General features: G+C 41.8%; 19 protein-coding genes and 1 riboswitch. Of the genes, 10 read left to right on the plus strand and 9 right to left on the minus strand.

Going from position 1 to position 20471, the window contains the following annotated elements; all coding sequences use genetic code 11:
* The first annotated feature begins 116 nt into the window (after positions 1-116).
* Entirely contained in the window at positions 117-1490 is a 1374-nt protein-coding gene (locus tag PZB74_RS14385; protein ID WP_302237181.1) for a D-arabinono-1,4-lactone oxidase, read from the plus strand.
* Positions 1491-1581: 91 nt separating this feature from the next.
* On the opposite strand, the gene PZB74_RS14390 is transcribed toward PZB74_RS14385, so the two are convergent.
* Positions 1582-2358: a phytanoyl-CoA dioxygenase family protein gene (locus tag PZB74_RS14390; protein ID WP_302237183.1), complete on the minus strand. Its 777-nt coding sequence runs from the start codon at positions 2356-2358 to the stop codon at positions 1582-1584.
* A 171-nt stretch (positions 2359-2529) separates the two neighbouring features.
* On the opposite strand from PZB74_RS14390, the gene PZB74_RS14395 reads away from it, so the two are divergent.
* Positions 2530-3603, plus strand: coding sequence for a hemolysin family protein (locus PZB74_RS14395; RefSeq protein ID WP_302237184.1), 1074 nt, complete (start codon positions 2530-2532; stop codon positions 3601-3603).
* An 84-nt stretch (positions 3604-3687) separates the two neighbouring features.
* Positions 3688-5073, plus strand: coding sequence for an amidohydrolase family protein (locus PZB74_RS14400; protein WP_302237186.1), 1386 nt, complete (start codon positions 3688-3690; stop codon positions 5071-5073).
* 52 nt (positions 5074-5125) lie between these two features.
* On the opposite strand, the gene PZB74_RS14405 is transcribed toward PZB74_RS14400, so the two are convergent.
* The 3 genes from PZB74_RS14405 to PZB74_RS14415 form a co-directional block, all read right to left on the minus strand.
* Positions 5126-5935 (minus strand): GIN domain-containing protein, encoded by an 810-nt coding sequence (locus tag PZB74_RS14405; protein ID WP_302237188.1) that lies wholly within the window; start codon positions 5933-5935, stop codon positions 5126-5128.
* A 518-nt stretch (positions 5936-6453) separates the two neighbouring features.
* Positions 6454-8187 (minus strand): alpha/beta hydrolase, encoded by a 1734-nt coding sequence (locus tag PZB74_RS14410; protein ID WP_302237189.1) that lies wholly within the window; start codon positions 8185-8187, stop codon positions 6454-6456.
* A gap of 268 nt (positions 8188-8455) precedes the next feature.
* Positions 8456-8713, minus strand: coding sequence for a PDDEXK family nuclease (locus tag PZB74_RS14415; RefSeq protein ID WP_302237192.1), 258 nt, complete (start codon positions 8711-8713; stop codon positions 8456-8458).
* 209 nt (positions 8714-8922) lie between these two features.
* Here PZB74_RS14415 and PZB74_RS14420 point away from each other — a divergent pair, with 209 nt between their 5' ends.
* Genes PZB74_RS14420 through PZB74_RS14430 form a run of 3 tightly spaced genes read left to right on the plus strand, consistent with a single transcriptional unit; the run spans position 8923 to position 10917 of the window.
* Entirely contained in the window at positions 8923-9336 is a 414-nt protein-coding gene (locus PZB74_RS14420) for a helix-hairpin-helix domain-containing protein (protein WP_302237194.1), read from the plus strand.
* A gap of 23 nt (positions 9337-9359) precedes the next feature.
* Positions 9360-10256, plus strand: coding sequence for an OmpA family protein (locus PZB74_RS14425; protein ID WP_302237197.1), 897 nt, complete (start codon positions 9360-9362; stop codon positions 10254-10256).
* Positions 10257-10263: 7 nt separating this feature from the next.
* Positions 10264-10917 (plus strand): helix-hairpin-helix domain-containing protein, encoded by a 654-nt coding sequence (locus PZB74_RS14430; RefSeq protein WP_302237200.1) that lies wholly within the window; start codon positions 10264-10266, stop codon positions 10915-10917.
* Between the two features lies 1 nt (position 10918).
* On the opposite strand, the gene PZB74_RS14435 is transcribed toward PZB74_RS14430, so the two are convergent.
* Positions 10919-11443: a hypothetical protein gene (locus PZB74_RS14435; RefSeq protein ID WP_302237202.1), complete on the minus strand. Its 525-nt coding sequence runs from the start codon at positions 11441-11443 to the stop codon at positions 10919-10921.
* Between the two features lie 19 nt (positions 11444-11462).
* On the opposite strand from PZB74_RS14435, the gene PZB74_RS14440 reads away from it, so the two are divergent.
* Positions 11463-12446, plus strand: coding sequence for an MBL fold metallo-hydrolase (locus tag PZB74_RS14440; RefSeq protein WP_302237203.1), 984 nt, complete (start codon positions 11463-11465; stop codon positions 12444-12446).
* 203 nt (positions 12447-12649) lie between these two features.
* Here PZB74_RS14440 and PZB74_RS14445 read toward each other — a convergent pair whose 3' ends face one another.
* Together PZB74_RS14445 and PZB74_RS14450 are read right to left on the minus strand one after the other, a co-directional pair.
* Entirely contained in the window at positions 12650-13453 is an 804-nt protein-coding gene (locus PZB74_RS14445; RefSeq protein WP_302237204.1) for a phosphatidylinositol-specific phospholipase C/glycerophosphodiester phosphodiesterase family protein, read from the minus strand.
* Between the two features lie 93 nt (positions 13454-13546).
* A complete protein-coding gene (locus tag PZB74_RS14450) occupies positions 13547-14941 on the minus strand; it encodes an alkaline phosphatase PhoX (RefSeq protein ID WP_302237206.1) in 1395 nt (464 codons plus the stop codon).
* Positions 14942-15221: 280 nt separating this feature from the next.
* Here PZB74_RS14450 and PZB74_RS14455 point away from each other — a divergent pair, with 280 nt between their 5' ends.
* Together PZB74_RS14455 and PZB74_RS14460 are read left to right on the plus strand one after the other, a co-directional pair.
* A complete protein-coding gene (locus tag PZB74_RS14455) occupies positions 15222-15872 on the plus strand; it encodes a YdcF family protein (protein ID WP_302237207.1) in 651 nt (216 codons plus the stop codon).
* Between the two features lie 45 nt (positions 15873-15917).
* Positions 15918-16265 (plus strand): phage holin family protein, encoded by a 348-nt coding sequence (locus PZB74_RS14460; RefSeq protein WP_302237208.1) that lies wholly within the window; start codon positions 15918-15920, stop codon positions 16263-16265.
* 291 nt (positions 16266-16556) lie between these two features.
* Here the strand turns inward: PZB74_RS14460 and PZB74_RS14465 are convergent, their stop codons facing one another.
* Together PZB74_RS14465 and PZB74_RS14470 are read right to left on the minus strand one after the other, a co-directional pair.
* A complete protein-coding gene (locus PZB74_RS14465) occupies positions 16557-17231 on the minus strand; it encodes a response regulator transcription factor (protein WP_302237211.1) in 675 nt (224 codons plus the stop codon).
* A 249-nt stretch (positions 17232-17480) separates the two neighbouring features.
* Positions 17481-18938 (minus strand): aldehyde dehydrogenase family protein, encoded by a 1458-nt coding sequence (locus PZB74_RS14470; protein ID WP_302237214.1) that lies wholly within the window; start codon positions 18936-18938, stop codon positions 17481-17483.
* A 394-nt stretch (positions 18939-19332) separates the two neighbouring features.
* On the opposite strand from PZB74_RS14470, the gene PZB74_RS14475 reads away from it, so the two are divergent.
* Positions 19333-20124, plus strand: coding sequence for an SDR family NAD(P)-dependent oxidoreductase (locus PZB74_RS14475; RefSeq protein WP_302237216.1), 792 nt, complete (start codon positions 19333-19335; stop codon positions 20122-20124).
* A 125-nt stretch (positions 20125-20249) separates the two neighbouring features.
* Positions 20250-20430: riboswitch (cobalamin riboswitch) on the plus strand.
* Positions 20431-20471 lie beyond the last annotated feature (41 nt).

Raw genomic sequence — 20471 nt, forward strand, 5'->3', positions numbered from 1 at the left:
CGCTAAAAGCATCCTCAATTACTTATCTTAGTAGCAGAGGGAAGTAATTGCAGGCTTATTTCTGTCATTACTTTTAAATATATCAGGTACTTAAGTTAACTAACCATGCTGCGCATATGGAAAAGAGAACGTTTCTTAAAACCACTTCGGCTACAGTTATTGGTAGCTTGCTCGTACCACTAGCTGCCTGCAACAATTCTAACCCACAAACACAAACAAATTTGACTGAAGAAACACGGAAAAACTGGGCAGGAAATCTTACTTATAGCACCAAACAATTATATCAGCCAGAGACTGTACCTGCATTACAGGAGGTTGTGCGCAAACACAAAAAAGTTAAGGCAGTTGGTACAAGACACTGCTTTAACCGCATAGCGGATAGCGAGTTTTATCATGTTTCTTTGCAGGGGCTTAAGCAGATAGCGCTAGACGAAAATAACAATACTGTAAGTATAGAAGCGGGAGTGAACTACGGAGAGCTTTCTCATTACCTACACGAAAAAGGTTATGCTTTGCACAATCTGGCTTCTTTACCCCATATTTCTGTAGTAGGGGCCTGCGCTACCGCTACACATGGTTCGGGAGTAAAACAGGCTAACCTGGCTTCGGCAGTCAGGCAAATAGAATTTGTAAAAGCTGATGGGGAGCTGCTAAGCCTTTCTCGTGATATGGAGGGGGATAAGTTTAATGGAGCAGTAGTAAATCTAGGTGCTTTGGGCATAGTTACCCGACTGACGTTGGATGTGCTGCCTACTTTTCAAATGCGTCAGGATATTTATCTGGAGTTGCCGGTAAATCAGCTGGAACAGCACTTTGAGGAGGTAATGTCAGCTGGCTATAGTGTAAGCCTTTTCACCGATTGGCAGGGTGATACGGTCAATCAGGTGTGGGTGAAGAGAAAAGTTGAAAATGTGCCGGTTGGAGATGCCGATCCCGAATTTTTTGGAGCCAGGCTTGCCGACAGAGACCTTCACCCTATCATTGAAATATCGGCAGAAAACTGTACCCAACAGATGGGAGTGGCTGGCCCCTGGTACGAGCGAATGCCTCACTTTCGTATGGAGTTTACTCCTAGCAGTGGTAAAGAGCTACAGGCAGAGTATTTTGTGCCTCGTGAGCAGGCTATGTCTGCTTTTCGTGCTATACAGAAGCTTAAAGATGAGATAGCTCCCTTGCTGATGATTTCAGAAATAAGAACTATCGCTGCCGATAATTTTTGGATGAGCCCCTGCTACCAACAGGATAGTGTCGCCTTCCACTTTACCTGCAAGCAGGACTGGCAAAACCTGAAAGAATTACTTCCTAAAATAGAATCCGTATTGCAGGCTTACGATGTCCGTCCTCATTGGGGCAAAATGTTTACTCTGCCTGCTAAACGCCTGAGGGCACTCTACCCCAAGTTTACAGAATTCATGAAGCTAAAAGAAGAGTACGATCCTGAGGGTAAGTTTAGCAATACGTTTCTGGAAGAAAGACTCTTTAAAACATAAAACAAAGGCAACATACCTGGGTTACCCCATAAGCTGTTCAACTCTATAGATTGAGGGCCTCTTACAGCACTCTAATAAACCTGCTTCTAGTCTACACAGCTAATACATGCAAAGCTGAGGCGCTAAGTCTGGCCCTGGTCTGCGGAAGAATATAGCGCTGCTGGTCTATTTGCTGAGGCTGATCTCTTCTGCAAAAATAACTATGAATTGCCCTTCTCACTTTCTGGCCTCTGTTAGTGGTACCTCCATGCCAGGTATGCGAATTGAAAATAACTACAGTGCCAGCAGGAGCTTCCAGAAGTTTTTCTTTGGGATGAGAAGCCATAGGGTCTGGCAGTTCATCCTGAGGTAGCCTGCCTTCGTTTTGGGTACCTGCTACAAAGCGAGTAGCACCATTCACTGAGGTAAAATCGTCCAGTAGCCAGATAGAATTACAAACTTTATAGTCGTTGGCAGCCACGGCCTCATGCCAGTCTACATGCAGTTTCTGCTGTCCATAGCCGGGTAAGGCTCCCCGGTAGTTTAAAGAAGACAGTTTGAAATTTTCTCCTAACACATGGGTAATGCCCGCCAGCACTTTAGGGTGTGTATAGAATATATCAAAAGCTTCGTCTTTATTAACCAAATCGGCCAGGCGTTCTGCTCCTTCCTCTTTAGGGTGGCGGATGTATTTTGACTCTGCTAACTCCGCGCCTGCCTGGTCTCCCTCTTTCTCCATCAACTCATTAACCTTGTACCGAAGCTGTTTCAACTGCTCATCAGAGAGGAGTTTACCTAAAATAAGGTATCCGTTTTTATCCAGAAACTTTTTCTCCTCGGGGCTTAAAGTATCTGCCTGTACTCCAAGTTCTTGTAGATGGTAGTTCATTATTGTTTGTAGGTTGTTGCTAAGCTATATTATTATTTTGTTATAGATATTGCAAGCCAGTATATGAACATTAAATTAGGTGCTTAGAAGAATAATTTACTTTGAGGTATCCTTAAACATTGGATATGCTTTGCGCATTTACTTATACAAAAAATAATACTACCTTTTAGCATGACAATACTTTTAGGATTTTTTCTCTTATCCATCATTTTTTCTTTTTTATGCTCTATCTGGGAGGCTGTATTGCTTAGTGTTACGCCTTCGTACATCAAAAGGAAAGAGCAGGAATCTCCGGCTACCGGCAAACTGCTGGCCAGCCTTAAAGAAGATATAGATAAGCCTCTATCAGCCATTCTTACCCTTAATACTATTGCCCATACGGTAGGTGCTATAGGTGTAGGTGCGCAGGCTGGTAAACTGTTTGGCGAAAATTATTTTAACTTACTGGGCTTCCAAATGACCTATGAGTCATTGATTGCTACTTTAATGACGCTGGCTATACTTTTCTTGTCAGAGATTATCCCTAAAACAATAGGGGCAAATAACTGGAAAAGTCTGGCCCCTTTAACAGCACGAGCCCTGAGAGCTTTAATCTGGATACTAAAACCCTTTGTATGGGTTAGTAATCTACTCACTAAAATTCTTAAAAAGGATAAAGATAAGAGTGTCTTTAGCCGGCAGGATTTTGCAGCTATTACCGAAGTGGCCAATGAGAGTGGTGCCTTTGAAGAAAACGACTATAATTTAATTAAAAACGTACTCAAATTTGACGAGCTTACTGCCGAAGATGTGATGACTCCCCGTACGGTGATGGTCATGGCAGAAGAAAACCAGACATTGAAAGAGTTTTATGAACAAAATCAAAAAATGATCTTTTCTCGTATTCCACTCTACCATGAGTCGCGAGATGCAATTTCAGGTATTCTACTAAAAGATGATCTGCTCCAAAATATGGTAGAAGGTAATTCTGATGAGTTGTTAAAGAACATAAAAAGAGAGGTAAGTGTCGTCTGGAACAACACGCCCTTGCGTACTGTATTTGAAACTTTAAACGAAAAACGTGAGCATATAGCGGTAGTTGTAGATGAGTATGGTGGTTTAATGGGGCTGGTAACCCTTGAAGATGTTTTTGAAACTCTTTTTGGTCTGGAGATTATGGATGAAACCGACTCAGTAGCAGATCTGCAACGCTATGCACGGCAGAAGTGGGAGCAACGTGCCAAAAAGCTGGGTTTGATTGAATAATGTCTGAAGTAGCGAATTTTATGTTTTAGAAAGAGGTATATTCCATTTCGTCTAACATACAATCAACCAACCATAGCTAAAGTCATGCGATATTTTTTTTTATTTGTCATGCTGTGTCTGTCCTGTACAACCAGTCAGGAACCAGAAACCAGCAACCGGGAGATTAGTGCAAGCTCTACCATTATTTCACAGGTAAATGTGATAAATGTACGTGATGGTAGCATTGACGAAGGTCGCTTTGTCGTAATAGATTCGGGTAAAATAAGCCAGATTCTGGAAAATGAGCCTCCTTTGCCAGAAGGGGTAAAGCTGATCAATGGTAATGGCAAATACCTGATGCCTGGACTAGCCGAAATGCATGCGCATATTCCCTCTCCTCCACAGACTGATGCTTACATAGAAGAAACGCTATTCCTCTACCTTTCTAATGGGGTAACCACTATCAGAGGCATGTTGGGGCACCCGGTTCACCTAGAATTGCGCGAGAAAGCAAAGAATAACGAAATTCTAAGCCCAAGAATTTATACATCAAGCCCTTCGTTTAATGGCAATACTGTAAAAACCCCTGAAGAAGCTCGTCAGAAAGTAGTGAGTTCCAAAGAGGCTGGCTACGACTTTCTTAAGCTACACCCTGGTATTCAGCTAGAAGTATTTAATGAGATAGTAGAAGCTGCTAATGAACTGGATATTCCTTTTGCCGGTCATGTGTCAGTAGATGTGGGTATTAGGCGTGCACTAGAAAGCGAATATGCCTCTATTGACCATGTAGATGGTTTTCTGGAAGGTTTAGTACCCGAAGAGACAGATGTACAGCCAGATGAGAATGGCTTTTTCGGTTATAATTTTACCAAATTGGCAGATACAACCAATATTGGAGAACTGGTGGCTATGAGCAAAGATCGTCAGGTTTGGGTAGTACCCACACAAAGTCTGTTTGACCGTTGGTTTTCTCCTGAAAGTGCCGATGCACTGGCTGCTGCTCCAGAAATGAAGTATATGCCACGATCTACCTTAGAAAAATGGGTAGAAAGTAAAAAGCAACTGACCAGTGTTGCAGAGTATAGTGCTGAGCAGTGGGAGGAGTTTAATGCAATACGTAAAGCCATGATTCACCGCTTGCACGAAGAGGGACAGGGTTTACTCTTGGGTTCAGACGCTCCACAGGTGTTCAACGTACCTGGTTTTTCTATTCATCATGAACTTAGCGGTATGCTTCAGTCGGGCCTTACAACTTTGGAAGCAATTCAGATCGGAACTGTTAATCCGGCATTGTTTTTTGATAGGGAAGGAGAGTTTGGCGAAGTGCTTGAAGGAGCGAGTGCAGATCTGATACTGCTGTCAGCTAACCCTCTGGAAAGCCTGGAAGCTATCAAAAACCCTGATGGGGTTATGGTAAGAGGTTTCTGGCTTAGCCGCGATGATATTGATAGCCGCCTGGAGGAGATTGCACAAAACAACCAGGAGCGATAAAAAAAAGGAAGTACATTTTATGTACTTCCTTCAGATATTTGTTTGAGCCGGTTTATTCTTCTTTCTTTTCTACCTGGCCTCCATTGTGAAGCTCCTTGACAATCTCCTGCGGCTCACCTTTGTAGAAGACACGGCTACCGTCACTCACATTTACCTGCAATTTATTGGAAGCCTGTACCCACGCTTGCGCTCCGTTTTTAGCGGTAATGACACAGTTTTCAGTAACAACCGGTGTGCTTAAGCTTAAGTCAGCATCAGGGAAGTCCAGATTAAAGCGGCAGCCATCAGTCATATTTAGTTCTAGCTGGCCTATCTGCCCTTCAATATGACATCGTGTGCCATTTAGGAGCTCGCCCTGTGCCTTGCTGGCCTGTAAGTTTGCAATAGCCATATTAGAAGCATCTCTCAGCTCAAAATAGACGCTTTCGTAATTCAAAGAATTTTTTACTCTGATTTTAGCGGCATTTTTCCCGATGATGCTTAGCGATGAACTGTTGGTGCTAAAATCTTCCAGAATATTAGTTATGCTGTTCTCTCTACAACTGAGCAGTTTCAGGTTAGACACCCAGATATCAACTACTACATTACTGGCAAGTCCGCTGGGGTTATACAATTTAAGTTCTCCATTTTCTACTTCAGCTACTACCTGTTCCAGTTGGCCATCGCCTCTGATTTCCAGCACCTGCTCCCCAGCACGAAGGTTCACACTCACATTTTGCGCGACATCTATTTTGTTAAACGCAGGAAGATCTTTGCGAACAATGGGCCCAACGTCACCTTCGCTTTCTTTACAACCATTGAGAGTAAAGGCAGCAAACAGGCTAAATAGAAAAGCCAAAGGTGTATATAGCTTTTTCATCATGGGTTTGGTTACTTAATGGTCTTAATTGAATTTATAGGTGCGAGTTTAGCATAAAATTTATAAAGCCAGAAGCAAGGCCTGTAGCTCTTTACGAAATATGAGGTGAGATAGCGCCAGTAATAGTATTATTTGAACATATCCTGCAATCTTAAATACTGAGAGAAGATGTGAATGTGATTATGATGTGAAGGTTGCTTTATCATTTTAAATGATTTTTAGTCTGAGTGTTAATTCTCTAACAAAACTTGCATTGGTAATTATAGCAGAGTCTATCAGTAATGAAGTCCTTCTTTTAAAGTACGATTATGCATAAAGCTAGCATTCAGAAATTTCTTTAAAACGCATGATAGGTAATAGGAAAAAATGTCGCTGAGGAAATGTGAGACTTGCTGTAGTAAGAAAAAAAAGCGGTCTAATCCAGAATTAGGTTGGTCAGCACCGTACTAAACTGCAAATAAAAGCCCTCTTTTAGTATTAATAAAAGAGGGCTGCGGTAAAATATGTATGCTATTGAAAATTTAATATCTCCAACTGCTGAGGTCTGCGCCTGCGGGAGCGGTATTTTTAATTCTTTCCATAATTTTGGGCACATACATAGTATTATACCTTAGCCTGGAAATGGCATTGGGTAGCTCTGGGTCTCCGTTCCAGCAATGTTCAGCTCCGTCTCCATAGGCTACTTCGCCATTGTAGTAAGGGTTTTCTGTGCTCTCTAAAAAATCTTCCATCAACATAACAGCGTTGTTTAGGTAGTAATTGTCCATATCACCGCAGTAAATATGTATTTTCCCTTCCAGCTGCGGTCCAAGTTGGTCCCAGTCACGCTCCAGTATGTAGCGCAGGTCGTAGTTTTCCTTCCAGTGAGCAGCTACACTATGATCAATATCTCCACTCAACTTATCCCAGATTGGTTTAGGGTAACCATCATCACCGGTAGGAGAATAGACAGCCTGCCATATATCCCACTGCTGTCCAGAGCGACCTTTGCTTGCCAGTGCCAACTCTTTGTAGTTCATGTCTTGCAAAGTAGAATTTACATGCCCCAGGTAGTCGCGATGTCCCGGACGGAGGGTTTTCTTAAATTTGCTGGGTAGGTAGTAAGCATTGCTATCTTCATAGATATTTACTACAGTATAGGCCCGAAAGTCAATTGGGTCGGGGCAGGCCGCAAAGCAGCCATTGTACTCTTCAGGGTACATCACCTGAGCCGCCAGCGCTTCCCATCCTCCGGTAGAGCCACCATAAAGAAAGCGGGCCCATCCTTCGCCTATGCCTCTAAACTGCTGTTCTATGTAGGGAATTAGCTCATAGATAATCGCATCTCCATAAGGCCCCAGGTTGGCAGAGTTTACTGCGTAGCTATCATCGTAATAAGGATTTTGGTGCTGAATTTCAATGATAAGCATACGAGGGAAATCAGAGCTTGTCCAGGTTTTATAGAAGTTATAAGCTTCTTCCTGCTGTATTTTATTGTAACCTGCCAAGTCAAAACGCTGGCTATAGTCAGGCTCAAGGTTAGGATCGGGAGGGTCAGTTCTAAAGCCATCAAAAGTATAGGGAAAGTGTCCGTGAAATACTGCCAGAGGGTAGCGTGCTTCGGGATGCTCGTCAAAACCTTCGGGAAGTAGAATGTTGGCACCCAGATACATGGGCCTACCCCAAAATTTACTCAGTAGCTCACTCTTAATCTTTATATGTTTTATATACTTGGTGTCTTCAGGTTCTTCAATAGGAGGAATTTCGTTCTCCATGCTGATCTGAATTTTTTCTTTGCTGGAAGGATCTATATATACTTTTTGTGGACTGCTGTAAATATTGCCCGGAGAGCGATTCCACTGCTGCCCTTCGCCCTGGTCCATAGGTAGCTTAACGGTGTGGCCATTAGCAAGATTAAAAGTTTCGTATTTGTGGAGTAGAGCCTGTACATAGTACTCTCCGGCGGGTATGTCGTTCAGGCTTTGCAGTGGGTAACCAAATACTGTGTCAGATACAATTGCTTCATCTCCTGCCATATAGCCTTCTACATCTATGCCGTATACCAGCTGAGTCTGTGGGCCATCACTAATCTGAAAGCGAGGCTCACTTTCATTATTATCAGAAATCAGCAGCAGAAGTCTGCCATCCAATGCTTCTTCACTTAAAGAATCAGGATAGGTTACAGCAAACTGAAGGCTGTCTTCACCGCATGAGGATAAAAAGGGCAAGGCAAAAATGCATAAAATCAGCAAGCGAATAGGCATAAAAGGAGGCATTAGGCTAGAGTTTATTAGTACTTGATAGAAATTGCCGGACTGGTATGAATTTGAGCATAATTCATCCAACTAATATAAGGCGAAATCATTTGCTGTCAACTGAAAAAAACTGTGAAATAGACAAAAAAGAGAAAGAAATATAAGAATAGGGATATTGCGTAGAGCAGTATGGTTTAGCAGTATGCAGTTTTAGGTGGCAGATAGCAGGGCATACTACTATTCTTTAAAACAGATAAGCTTGGTTAGTCATTGGTAAGCAGGCTGACTTTTAGGCACTTTTCTGCATAAAAGTGATAGGTACAAACTCTTCAGTCGGCATGCCAATGTAGTACAGCTGCCAGTTTTTATCGTAGCCAGAAAGTATCTCTCGTATACATTCGGCGCGGCTTTGCCTGGCTTTGCAATCTTTCCAGTAGAATACTTCTACCCGATAATTTTGCTTTTGTAATTCTCCATTAACTCTGATGTCAACTTCTATTTCCTGATGCCCGGAAAGGGGAGGAATAGGTATAGCTATAGATCCCATAATGATAAACGTTGGTTTAATATTGATTGATAAACTAAAAATACAATTTTCGGTTTTAAAAAATAACTGATTTAGCAGCGATTTTTAGTAGTTGAGGTAGCGAGTATTAAAATTGTACAAAATCGGACGCTGTACGCTCCGCAACTATTTTTCTGTAATGCGAAACAGCCAGTTTTTTCTTATATTATGTGCAGTTAAACTCTACTTCTATGTTACGAATCGTTTTTAAAGTCATAGCCTCCCTGGCAGGCTTAGCGGTACTTTTTTATCTTTTGGAGCGTAATCTCAAAGTGTTTGAGCCCGAAGTCATTGAACCTAATTTGCAGCCTCGGATTTCTAAAGCAAAGGCAGGCAAACAGCAGGCTACCAAAAATTCTAAAGCAAATAATACAAGTGCGAAACAGGGCGACAATCTGAAGCTCATAAAAGGAATCGGTCCGGTGATAGAAGAGAAGCTGAACGCTATGGGCATATTTACCTTTGAGCAATTGGCTAATTTAAGTGCAGAAGATATTACGCATATTAACGAAGAACTATTAGAGTTTGCAGGGCGTATGGAGCGCGATCAGTGGATGGAGCAGGCCCGTGAGCTGAGTACTCATAAAAATAGTAAAGCAAGCTAAGCAACGTATCAGAGTTCATTTTAATGAAAGCAGTATTGATTTTAATTCTGGGAGGTTGGATTAGCCTCTGGACCTACTACTATGTGTGCTGGCATCAGGGGCACTGTGGAAGTGGAGCGGCTAGGTTAGATGAAGATCTGAGAAGCCAAACTATTACTTATTTTGCTATAGAAGGTGAAGACCTTGAGGTATATGCTCGTGAAAACGTTCGCTTTGCGCGATCAGGAGCACTTCCTATTGTGCCAGATAGTACGCAGGAAGTGCTCAAGCGAGTTAAAAATTATTTTGATGAGCATGATGATGAGGCCCTGGTTATTACTGCTTATTATGATGAAACGGAAGAAAACAATAGCCTCGCAGCTAATCTGGGTTGGGCAAGGGCCGAGGCATTCAAAAATTACCTCCTGAACTTAGGCATTAGTGCCGAGCAATTGGCTACTCAGGCTGAAGAGAATATCAACCTTACTTTTTCTAAAGATACCTTACTGGATGGACTGGCTTTTAAGGTGATAGACGAACTTCCGGAAATAGAAGAAATGGATGATGAGGAGCTATTGGAACTAAAAGAAAAACTTAGTGTCAGCTCACATAATGTGTACTTCAATACTGGCGATACTACCCTGGTGGTGGGTGATAGCTTACGACAACATATTCAGCAGTTAAAAACGTATCTGCAACAAGAACAGGAGGCTCAACTAAACCTGATTGGCCATACCGACAATGTAGGAGATGCTAAAAACAATCTGGAATATGGCAAGCAGCGGGCTGAGTTTGTAAGAAGACAGCTCATCGCCAGTGGAATAGCTGCTGCGCAAATTAATACAGACTCAAAAGGAGAGTCTGAGCCTATTGCCAGCAATGAGGATGCCGAAGGAAGAAGTAAAAACCGCAGAGTAGAAATCAAACTTATGACTAACTAATACCCACATGATTTTAGATTTATTCCTGGCTTTGGTAGCTCTGGGTGGTGCCGCATTCTTAGGCTACCTGATAGGTAAACAGACCACTGCATCTCAATACGAATCTACCCTGGAACAGAGGCAATATGCATTAGATGAAGCTCAGATGCTACAGTCGCAAATAGGTGCGCAATTAGAGCGTTGTACCCGCAGAAGGCGTGAAATGGAAAGGAAAATCGCTGATCTTAACGCGAGAAAAGACAAGACTGATACTCCTAAGGCCGATAAAATAGTATCTAAACCACCTGCGCGAGTGCAGGCTATGCAGCAGATACAGGCCAAACCAAAAAAAGCGGAAGCTCAGAGCAAAGCCACGGCAAGGCATACAAATGATGAGGTGCTGGAACGTATTAAAGACAAGGCTGAACAAATTAATTTTGATAGAATAGGGCGCTCCTCTCAGGCAGAAAAAGATGATCTGAAAAAAATCAAAGGTGTAGGGCCATATATTGAGAAGAAGCTAAATGCATTGGGCATTTATACTTTTGCGCAGGTTTCTAACTTCAATCAGGAGGATGAGGTTAAAGTAAACGAAGCTATAGAGTTTTTTCCGGGAAGAATTAAAAGAGATCAGTGGGTGGCTCAGGCACAAATACTTAAAGATGGCAAAACAACGCTGTAGTTTACTCTTCCTGTTCCAAAGGTTCCATTTTTAGTAAACTTATTTCTTCAGCATTAAGCTTTTTTCGTTTCAGGTTTAGGCGTAGTCCTTTACGGCTGAAGGTGAGCGTATCTTTAGAAAATCTACCATTCTTTTCTACGAAAAAGACTCGTATTCTACTTTTATCCTGTGTTTCCCAACTTCCTTTCTGTACAATCGGGGCCTGTCCTCCCAAAAAACTTGTGGTAAAAACCGCCCGTTGGTCGTCGTAGAGTTCTAGCCTGAGCGTGCGCCCCTGCTCTGAAAAAATAGGGGTAGCATTAGTTTCTAATGTATCAGTTGATAAGGAGCTATTATTCTGCTCGCTGGTGGTACTTATTGTAGTCTCATAAATACCGACAAGCTCATCAGTACTACTTCCACAACCGCTAAAAAAGATATTGAGGATTATTGGAAAGGGAACAAAACGTTTGTAAGCCAAATGAGTTAATACTTGAAGAAAACGAGTATAGGTGTGCTTTTTAAAGGAAGAGATTTGGTGCATCAAGAACACTACTTTTTAAACTATGTATTTATTCAACCCTGATTTAGAGACTGTAAAAAAAGATTTTAAGGGAAACCTGTATATCAATAAAATGTTTAATGGCGATGCTTACGGCTCCGATAAGGCATCGTACAAAAAAATAATAAAATGGCAGTTGAGTACCAATCCACAGAAAAAAGAAAAGGCTGAAGATGATTTCCAACTGAAAGTAGATCGCAATACCTCTTTTATCACTAGTGATGAAGACCTGATTGTATGGCTGGGTCATGCTTCTTTTTTTATGCGCATTAATGGCGTGAGCTTTTTTACTGATCCATGTCTTAAAGATCTGCCAATAGTAAAAAGGCAGGTGGGTTTACCCTGCTCAATATACGACCTTATTGGAATAAACTATCTACTGATCTCTCACGGACATCGCGACCACTACGATGAGTCTAGTGTAAAGCAATTGCTAAAGCAAAACCCAAATATGGAGTTACTGCTGCCTCTTAAAATAAGCGAACTGCTGGGCAAGCAGAAAAAGAAAGTAAGCTTTCAGGAGGCTGCCTGGTGGCAAAAGTTTAATACTACAGAAGAAGTTGAAGTGATTTTTCTTCCTGCCAAGCATTGGAATCGCCGCTACCTGAATGACTTTAACCGACAGCTCTGGGGAAGTTTCCTGATCAGAACTAAAGAGAAGACTGTTTATTTTGGTGCGGATTCAGCTTATGCTAATCACTATAAAGAAATTAAAGAGGAATTTGGTAGCCCTGATATTGCTATACTTCCCATTGGTGCCTATAAACCATCTTATGTAATGAATGAGGCTCATATGCATCCGGGCGAAGCTGTGCAGGCTTTTCATGATTTGGGAGCAAAAACATTTATACCTATGCACTACGGTACTTATGATCTCTCCGACGAACCTCTGGGTGAGCCGCTTACTATTTTAAAAGATCTGGAAGAAAGAAAGCATATTAATGGAGAAGTAAAGGTGCTTAATGTAGGTGAAAAGTTTTTACTCTAACATAAAGCTACAAGCTAGACTTTTAAAACAGAACAATTATTAGGGCAAAAAGCTGGAAGTAAGCATGATAGGTATAAATACAAAAAGCTGAAGGAATCCCCCAGCTCTTTGTGACCGTCCATTATGAAAATCAAATCTACGTCAGTAAAAGTACGATAGAAGTATGTTCTTAATATTACGTCAATGTTAAGTTATCATAAACACTATTGACCACTGGAATACTGCTCTATCAGGTAGTTTTTGAGGTCTTCCAGGCGGTCAGTGTTAATAAGGTCAGCTTCTGCCTTGAGCAAAACCTCCCAGGCATTTTGTTGATCCGGGGAAGCCCACAACCTCACTTTTTTACCTTCGCTATGAGCACGGCTAATCAGCTTTTTTAGTTTTTGATATTCTGCCTGAGGTATTTCGCCTTCTCCATTCCAGCGAGCTACCTGGCCAAAATGCTGACTGATAAAGGGCATAAAATGGCTATCATAACCTTTGCCCAGATCATTGGGTCTACCATCAATACCTACATAGCGGAGCGTTTCTTTTTGCACGCTTTCTATAGGACGATTACCCGACAGAAAAATAGTAACAGCTCTTTTATGGTAAGTTCCATTTTCAGTATACGACAGCATATTTTCATATTCTTTTAAAAGCTCTTTTAGTTTGGCATAGCTAGCCTCAGCTTCGGTTTTGATGTCTATCATCAGGTAGAAATCGCCTTCATAGTCAGGGTATACCTTACCCCGGTGATTATGACTGATACGAAAAAGAGGCTCCAGGTATGCGCTTTGCAGGCTGGGGAGCTGATGCTCACCTTCTGGCATATCGTGACCTACGTACAGAGTGTTATCTATGAGCAGCACATCTGCTTCTACGCTGGTAAAGCCCTGCTCAAGAGCATCTAGTAGCGGGCGCTCATGGTGGTAATCATTATGTGCGTGCGCATGTGGTAAAGGAACCACCTGGGCATTTGCCCAATGGCTGATAACCAGTAGAAGAAGGCCTGGTAAAATTTTCATAGGTTTGGAAGTAGTGTGGTAGTTGTGTAAAAGTAACAAAGGAATCTTACCCAAAGTGGCAAGACTCCTCCGTATTGAGCATGTGTATCTATCTTAAACTTGTTTTTTCCAGGGGCCGGTAATAGCTACAGTTAGTCCTGCTCCCTGTATATTAACAAAGTAGGTGTCTCCGGAAGGTGAAAATACTCCTCCGGTAAACTCGGTACGGAACCCGGTATTTTCAGCCAGTTTGTAAAACTCTCCCTGCTGGGTAACTCCTACTACAAATGGCTCGGGGTGGTCTTCACAAAGAATTAAATCTCCCCAGGGTGCTACTGTCAGGTTGTCACAGTTTTTGAGAATATCCTGATCGTTAGGCTCCAGAAAAAGTTCAAGAGTGCCAGGCTGCTCATTTTCACGGGCAGTACCTTCAAATTCGCTGGGGATGTAGCGAAATACCTGCCCACTGGCAATTTCGCCGCCATTAGTACAGGCAAAGTAAACCTCATTGTCACCAAACCACATTCCCTCTCCTCTGGCAAAGCGGGCAGCACCATTTTCATATCCACGGAAGCGCAAGTCATCCTCAGGAGCTTCTACATTATCAATGTCCAGCCACTCTACATCAAACTTCTGGTTTTTAGGCATTTTAGGGGTTTCCAGGTCCTTCCAGTTACGGGTGTCATAGCTCTTTTGTCCCTTTATAGCCAGTACCTGTAGTTTCCCACCTTTGTGTAGTTTGCCCTCTTTGTTGGGTAAAAAACGATAGATAAGACCATCTCCCCGATCTTCGGTCTGGTACACTATGCTGTTGCGAGGGTCTACACAAACCGCCTCATGGTTGAAGCGTCCCATTTCTTTAAGGGGCGTAGGCTCAGTCAGCCTGATCTTCTCCGAGGCAGGTACTTCAAAGTTATAGCCGTGGTCTTTTTCCAGCTCTTCACCGGCGCGGCTGGTATTTTCTTCGCAGGTGATCCAGCTGTTCCAGGGGGTTACACCGCCGGCACAGTTACGCACCGTGCCTGCCAGGCTCAGGTAAGAAGTTTCAACCTCTCCGCTCTTTTCATTAAAGATAAGTGTGGTAGTACCGCCTGTTCCCGGCTTACTTCCTTTACCATAATCATAGATCTGTTCTGGCTTGAGCTTACTCAGTAGCTCCAGATTTTTACCGTAAGGCCCTTCTTCTGCACCAGGATTAGTCTCGTGATTACGTATCAGGATCACTTTCCCCTGACTACCTTTAAAAGTAGACATCCCATCTGGATTGCCTGGGCTATAAAAGCCATCGGTCATTTTATCGCCTCCGCGAGAAATAATTTTGTAAGAAAAATCTTTAGGCAGGTTTAATATACCTTCAGGGTCTTTCAGCAAAGGACCATAGCCAGCATTATTTGCAGCGGGTGTCATAAACGACTTAGCATTTACATATTGGGTGAGCCCCATAAAACCCAGGCTTACAATTCCGGCTGACTTGATGAATGTTCTTCTGTTTTGTGTGTTCTTCTGCATCTGAGATTAGATTGAATAGGTTGGCAAATTACGGCTTTAGTATAAAGTAGAGGAGTTATGCCTGTTTAAGAAATTGTTAACATGCTTTAGGTAAATTCAATGTAGACGATGCACCTTAGAACAGGCAAAGTAATAGCTCACTCATTTTGAGTGCTTTAAGTTTACAACTACCGGGCATGCTGTTTTAAGTGATTGTTATCCTGAAAATAATACAGCTATATAAAGCAGTCTGGCAATGCTGGCAGATTTCGTTATGATTAAAAGTACTAAATTACAGCCTATGGACAAACAAACTCTTGTACAGACAATCTGGAATTATCATTTGATGAACCATTCTCTCGAGAAAGCCGACTGTATTCTCACCTTGGGCAGCCATGACCTGAGAGTAGCTGAGCATGCTGCGGACTTGTTTTTAGAGGGCTGGGCCGATACTTTAATCTTTTCCGGGGGGCTGGGCAGACTAACTGAAGGTATGTGGGAGCGGCCCGAAGCAGAAGTTTTTGCTGAGCTAGCCGTTCAAAAAGGTGTACCTAAAGAGAAAATTTATACAGAAGCGCTGTCCACCAATACCGGCGAAAATCTGAAATATACCAAAGCCCTGATGGATAAAGAGGGTATGGACTTTGAGAAATTTATCGTCGTGCAGAAACCTTATATGGAGCGCAGAGCATATGCTACTTTTAAAAAGCATTTTCCAGAAAAAAACTGTCTCATCTCATCTCCAGCATTAGATTATCAGAACTACTGCCTTGCCCATGACGAAGAAATAAACCACGAAAGAGTGATTCACCTGATTGTTGGTGATTTACAACGAATTAAGGTGTATGCAGAGAAAGGCTTTCAGGTAGCGCAGCAAGTGCCGGAAGAAGTTTGGGAAGCTTATCGTACATTGGTAAAGATGGGCTATACGGAACATCTCATTGAAGAATAAGTTTTTTTTAGTCATATTCATAAATCTATCAACCAAACCAATATTATGCTTTCATTTATTCTTAAATGGGTACTCTCTGCAGTAGCGGTGCTCATTGCAGCCTACATATTACCGGGAGTAACAGTAGAAACTTTTTGGGCAGCACTATGGGTTGCTGTTATCCTGGCCCTTTTTAACGCTATTCTTCGTCCTATACTGGTAATACTGACAATACCAGTGACCATACTCACGCTTGGCTTGTTTTTGCTGGTAATCAATGCTGTTATTGTGCTGCTGACCGACTCACTTATTGGCAACTTTTATGTGTCAGGCTTTTGGTGGGCACTCCTTTTTTCCCTGGTTGTTTCTTTACTAGGAGCCATATTTGACAATATTGCTGAAAAAGCCAACTAGGCGTTTGTATTCTTCAGTTCAGTATTCTTATTAATCAGAGTACTGAACTGCTCAATACTTTTGGTATTAGCCAATTAATTTACGGCTTTGGGTAGATCAGCATAGTGTTTTCTGATCTCTTAATTAGGATATACGCCCACATATGTTTGACAGTAATGCCCTTACCAAAAGTAGTAGAGGTGAAAGTTACTAAGGTAGGTAGAGTGAGCGGTTAGCTAAGCATATACATACAGCCTGAAAGGCTAAGCCAAGGGGAAACAGAATGGTGTAAACTGAGCTGAAAATAGTATGTTAGTCAGGAATAGAGCCCTTTTTCTTCTCTTCCAGATACAAGCGAACCAGTTCCACCGTAGTATGTACTCTGCTTTTTTGTAGCATGTTAGCCCGGTGGTTAGAAATTGTACGCTCACTTAGGTAAAGCTTTTCTGCAATCTGCTTAGAACTTAAGCCTTCGCTAATGAGCGATAGTACTTCCAGTTCTCTTTTAGATAAAGCACTAAGTGGATTTTTCTCGTCAAAACTATCTTCATCCGACCTCTGCTTTTTCTTTAATCCTGCAATTACTACCCTGTTGACCGTTTGGCTATAGTATTCGCCTCCTTTACTCAAACTCTTGATAGCGCTGATAAGTTCTTCGGTATCTGCATTTTTGGTAAGGTACCCATCTACCTGGTGGCGAAGAGCCTTTTGTACATAATCTGCAGACTCATGCATAGTAAAAATCAGAACTTTAGTTGGCAGGCCAGTACGTTTAATCTCTTCAGTAATGTCAAATATAGATCGCCCCGGCATGCTTATGTCTGACACAAGTACATCAGGTTTATGCATCTGTATTAACTGATGGAGTTGTTCGCCGTCAGAAGCCACGCCTATCAGCTCAATATCCTCATGGGTTGAAAGCATAAAAGAGGTGCTTTCTGTAAGAATTGCATGATCGTCGGCTAACACAACTTTGCATTTGCGCATGACAAAAAAATTTAAGAGTAGATATTGTAGTTAATGGGGTTAGGGAGCTTTTTTCTCTTTCAACATAAGTTTATAATTTCCCAATAACAACTAAAGAGTAGGATATAATTAAGGAATAAAGGGAAAAGCGGAGCGATTAGGGTAGTTTACCTATGCAATTAAGGTAGAAAGCACTATAGATGGAAATAACTAATAGCAATCAGGAAAGCTAGACTTTCCTGACTACTACTGTTTTAGAAAAAGTGTTTTTTAAACTGGATAATTACGGTGTATTTTCTGCACACTTACCCATTGTAAGGTGGTAAATTCTTCTAGTACAAATTCTCCTCCGAAGCGACCAATACCTGATGCTTTCTCTCCACCAAAAGCTACCATATATTCATCGTTGATAGACTGGTCATTGATATGTACCATGCCGGTTTTTATGCGCTTTCCTACTTCTACGGCATGCTCTATATCTTTGCTATGTACTGCCCCACTTAGTCCATAAGGAGAATTATTAGCCATTTCTACCGCCTCATCTACATTACTAAAGCGAATAAGGGGCGCAACCGGGCCAAATATCTCATTAGCGGCAATAGGCATGTCATTGGTTACTTCAGTAAGTACTACCGGCTCCATCAGCAGTTTGTCTACCTTACCGCCTACTATTTTTTTTGCGCCTGCTTCAATACTTTTTTGCAGATCTTCCTGTATACTATCTACTTGGCTCTGATTAATGATCGGACCAATTACAGTCTTTTTATCCTCCGGATTGCCTACTGGTAAATTCCTTACTTTATCTGCAAATTTTTCTGCAAACTGGTCATAGATGCTGTCCGCAAGCAGTATGCGATTAAGCGCAATACATACCTGCCCTTGGTGCATAAATTTACCCATAGTAGCAGATTCTACCGCATAGTCAACATCAGCGTCGTCCAGTACAATCATCACATTATTACCTCCTAACTCCAGAGAAGTTTTTTTGAGCGATTTACCTGCTAACTCTCCAATATGCTTTCCAACTTTTGTAGATCCGGTAAACGAAATTAGTTCAGGAATGGGGTGTGCCACCATAGCGTCGCCTATTTCGGAACTCTTACCCATTACTACACTAATTAAACCTTGAGGCACGCCTGCTTCCTCAAATATTTTTGCAATTAAAGTGCCTCCGGTCACTATCGTATCAGAGGCTGGCTTTAGTACTATTCCGTTTCCGGTAGCCAGAGCAGGTGCAAAAGAGCGCATAGACAAATGGTAGGGGAAATTCCAGGGGCTAATGATACCCACTACGCCCAATGGCTTGCGGTAAATGCGGTTTTCTTTATTAGGTATATCTGAAGGAAAAATATAACCATGCGAACGAGATGGAAAAGTAGCTGACTCTCTGGTAATCTCAAATGCGTTTGACCATTCCAGACCTGCTTTTAGCTGAGTGCTTCCGCTTTCTCTAACCAGCCAGTCTATAATCTCTTCCTTTCGGGCTTCCATAATATCAGCAGCCTTCAGTAGGACTGAACGTTTATGCGAAGGGCTGGTTTCTGCCCATTTCTTTTGAGCTTTGGCTGCTGCCTGATAAGCGGTATCTATGTCATCAGCACTACAGTTCTGGACTTCTGCAATCTGGCTATTGTCCCAGGGGTTCATAATGGGTGTGGTGCCATCAGCACTTCCTTTTCTCCACTCAGCACCTATATAGGCCAGGTGAAGGTTTTGATAAGTATTCATAAAAAAATTAATCTTTAAATCATAAAAAAAATACACTTATCCCAACGATATGCTAGTTTAAAAGTTGGAAGAATTTGTGATTTAGGATGCTATGAAATAGCATAATTATAACTGTAATAGGAGGAAGTTAGGCCAAAAATACCGTGTAGGGGCGAGAAGTGAATACGAGTATGCTAAAAGATTAGTTGTTGATTATCATGGATTTATGTAAAAATGTAAGCGCCCGATATTTTAAGAAAGGTAAATGGTTTAGGCGAGCTTAGGGTGGTGATGTTATGAGATAAGCATGATTTGTGAGTAAAATTTTGAAAACGGTAGTAATACATTAGAAGAAAACATAATGATAAAGTGAAGGTTGACTACTAAACTGATTTTTTAAACTAAGAAATTTACCATGAGAAAGAATAATGAAACAGTCCTGATTACAGGGGCCAGCAGTGGGTTTGGTTTAGAGTTTGTCAAACTTTTTTCGCAAGATGGCTATAACCTGATTTTGGTAGCCCGACATCAGAATGAGTTAGAAAGAATTGCAGAAGCCATTCGTATTAAACATCCGGAATGCTTTATCACAGTAATAGCCAAAGACCTTTCGCAGCCTGGATCAGCCGAAGCATTATACGCAGAAATTAAAGAGAAAGACCTGGAGGTAGATGTGCTGATTAATAATGCCGGCTTCGGAACCCACGGACTTTTTGTAGCCACTGAGCTGGAGAAGGAGCAAAAGATGATGCACCTTAACATACTGACTTTGGTAGAACTAACTAAACTATGCTTAAAAGATATGGTCAGAAGAAACAAAGGTAAAATATTACAACTTGCTTCTACAGTCTCTTTTATGCCAGTGCCTAAAATGGCCGTGTATGCTGCTTCCAAGGCTTTTGTGCTATCATTTACCGAAGCCCTACAAGAGGAACTGAAAAATACCGAAGTAACTATGACTGCCTTATGCCCGGGAGCTGGCGACACTGAGTTTTTTGAAAGAGCAAATGCTGAGGATACCCATATTGTACAGGACACTGGACTATCTGACCCTGCCAAAGTAGCTAAGGATGGCTACGATGCCCTAATGAAGGGAGACAAAAGAATTGTATCTGGTACTAAAAATAAGATTCAGGCTTTTATGTCTAATTTTGTGCCCGATAGCCTGCTTGCCAAAGGTATGGCTGGTATGATGGATGAAAAATAACTCATCATAAATAGCAATTAAATATTTTGAAGCAGTTAAAGGGCGTGCTTTTTCAATGGCTGAGAGAAACTTCTTTGTTCTCTCCACGAATTGGTATAGCTTTGAGCTTTCGTTCTTTGATAGCTTCAACATCAGCCGTTATAGGTTTCACTTAAGGTGAATTAATAGGGAATCGTGTGCAAATCACGAGCTGTCGCGCAACTGTAAATAACATTAGAGTTTTTGCCCTTGTACTCCACTGCAACATGCGGGAAGGATGGCAAAAATGTTATAAGCCAGGAGACCTGCCTGTTACGAGATGACGATGCCTTCGCGATCTGAGGTTTTAGTCAGGATTGATGCATATA

Source organism: Porifericola rhodea (genome assembly GCF_030506305.1).
In the GTDB taxonomy this organism is placed as follows: Bacteria; Bacteroidota; Bacteroidia; order Cytophagales; family Cyclobacteriaceae; genus Catalinimonas; species Catalinimonas rhodea.

Bases quoted from the DNA above. Each gene is read 5' to 3' on its own strand.
- PZB74_RS14405 (WP_302237188.1), bottom strand. From the start codon at position 5,935: ATGATGAAAAAGCTATATACACCTTTGGCTTTTCTATTTAGCCTGTTT.
- PZB74_RS14395 (WP_302237184.1), top strand. From the start codon at position 2,530: ATGACAATACTTTTAGGATTTTTTCTCTTATCCATCATTTTTTCTTTT.
- PZB74_RS14455 (WP_302237207.1), top strand. From the start codon at position 15,222: ATGGACAAACAAACTCTTGTACAGACAATCTGGAATTATCATTTGATG.
- PZB74_RS14445 (WP_302237204.1), bottom strand. From the start codon at position 13,453: ATGAAAATTTTACCAGGCCTTCTTCTACTGGTTATCAGCCATTGGGCA.
- PZB74_RS14415 (WP_302237192.1), bottom strand. From the start codon at position 8,713: ATGGGATCTATAGCTATACCTATTCCTCCCCTTTCCGGGCATCAGGAA.
- PZB74_RS14475 (WP_302237216.1), top strand. From the start codon at position 19,333: ATGAGAAAGAATAATGAAACAGTCCTGATTACAGGGGCCAGCAGTGGG.
- PZB74_RS14440 (WP_302237203.1), top strand. From the start codon at position 11,463: ATGTATTTATTCAACCCTGATTTAGAGACTGTAAAAAAAGATTTTAAG.
- PZB74_RS14470 (WP_302237214.1), bottom strand. From the start codon at position 18,938: ATGAATACTTATCAAAACCTTCACCTGGCCTATATAGGTGCTGAGTGG.
- PZB74_RS14385 (WP_302237181.1), top strand. From the start codon at position 117: ATGGAAAAGAGAACGTTTCTTAAAACCACTTCGGCTACAGTTATTGGT.
- PZB74_RS14420 (WP_302237194.1), top strand. From the start codon at position 8,923: ATGTTACGAATCGTTTTTAAAGTCATAGCCTCCCTGGCAGGCTTAGCG.
- PZB74_RS14450 (WP_302237206.1), bottom strand. From the start codon at position 14,941: ATGCAGAAGAACACACAAAACAGAAGAACATTCATCAAGTCAGCCGGA.
- PZB74_RS14425 (WP_302237197.1), top strand. From the start codon at position 9,360: ATGAAAGCAGTATTGATTTTAATTCTGGGAGGTTGGATTAGCCTCTGG.
- PZB74_RS14465 (WP_302237211.1), bottom strand. From the start codon at position 17,231: ATGCGCAAATGCAAAGTTGTGTTAGCCGACGATCATGCAATTCTTACA.
- PZB74_RS14430 (WP_302237200.1), top strand. From the start codon at position 10,264: ATGATTTTAGATTTATTCCTGGCTTTGGTAGCTCTGGGTGGTGCCGCA.
- PZB74_RS14410 (WP_302237189.1), bottom strand. From the start codon at position 8,187: ATGCCTCCTTTTATGCCTATTCGCTTGCTGATTTTATGCATTTTTGCC.
- PZB74_RS14460 (WP_302237208.1), top strand. From the start codon at position 15,918: ATGCTTTCATTTATTCTTAAATGGGTACTCTCTGCAGTAGCGGTGCTC.
- PZB74_RS14400 (WP_302237186.1), top strand. From the start codon at position 3,688: ATGCGATATTTTTTTTTATTTGTCATGCTGTGTCTGTCCTGTACAACC.
- PZB74_RS14390 (WP_302237183.1), bottom strand. From the start codon at position 2,358: ATGAACTACCATCTACAAGAACTTGGAGTACAGGCAGATACTTTAAGC.